This is a genomic window from Vibrio sp. YT-15 (genome assembly GCF_033337445.1).
GTDB lineage: Bacteria > Pseudomonadota > Gammaproteobacteria > Enterobacterales > Vibrionaceae > Vibrio > Vibrio alginolyticus.
This window is the reverse complement of the sequence record NZ_JAWOQR010000171.1, coordinates 1-1,046: the sequence shown is the minus strand read 5'-3', so window position 1 is coordinate 1,046 and position 1,046 is coordinate 1. Positions and strand designations below refer to the sequence as shown.

General features: G+C 48.9%; 1 protein-coding gene and 1 pseudogene. Both read right to left on the bottom strand.

Annotated features, from left to right (window positions below; genetic code table 11):
• Positions 1-394 (bottom strand): annotated as a pseudogene (locus R7D93_RS26080) (cystathionine beta-synthase); the annotation flags it as partial.
• 53 nt (positions 395-447) lie between these two features.
• Positions 448-1,046, bottom strand: a 599-nt coding sequence (locus R7D93_RS26075; RefSeq protein ID WP_318129654.1) for a multiheme c-type cytochrome, incomplete at its 5' end; no start/stop codon positions are given.

Genomic DNA, 1,046 nt, shown 5'->3' with positions numbered 1-1,046 from the left:
CCGGAACAGGGGAGTTTGGTCCAAAAGTGATCATTGGCTCACGAACTTGTCCTTTTCGTGGATTGCGCTCGTGATTGTTCGCTGGACCATGGCATGCTTCACACTGTTTATCATTCATTGGCCCATGCAGGTTTGCGGACTTACCGTGGATGTTATCGAAAATACCCGTTGCAGGTTTATCTGATGTATCGTCATGGCAACGAAGGCAGCCATCTGGTCCGCGGCGTGAATATTTTCCCTCGGAAAACTTGGTGTCTAATATGGTTTCAATTTCTTCTTGAGTTAACGTCGCCGCTTCGGGTTCTGGCTTGGCGACATCTTCCGAACTGACGGTGAAGATGACGCCTAACCCAAGTATCCCAGCTACCAACCACCGCAGAAACATTGCTTTCATAGCTCTTCCTTTTCTTATCCTTAATTGTCAAAGCATTGTGTTCAATGACGAATTCAACGGTAGTCGTATACCTTGTGAACCTTATCTACCCCTTGTGACTGACCAATAGCATGGCAAGTCGCACATTGTTCGGAGCCCGTTGCTTGTGCTGCTGTGTCTGCTCCAAATACCGCGCCGTGATTCAGCATATGGTTCAGAGGCGCATCTCCTGCCACAGTATTCGGGTCAGCATTAGCTAAAGATGACTCTAAGTGACACGCGCCACAGGCGACTAATGCAGGACTAAAGTACTTACCACTTGCCAGAGAAGGGCGCGTATTTTGTTGGCTAGGTAAGTTGTATTGAGCATTGGTATGGCAGGCCTCACAGTTGTTGACTGCGCCAGGGAAAGGCGCTTCACCGCTATGAGCGGAGCCAAAGGCGTGGAATGAGTGCACGTGGTACTTTAGATCAGCCGCCATTCCAGGATAAAACGCAGAACGTTCAGAGTTATGGCAATTTTTACATTGTTGGAAGTCGGTGGCAGCATGTGGATGCTCACCGAGCTTATGGATAGTCAGCTCTTTGTGACAATCGTTACACGATGAAATGTCCGCGCCCACTGGCAGTTTGTGTTGCTTGTTGATACCAGACACATCAAACGAGCCGGATG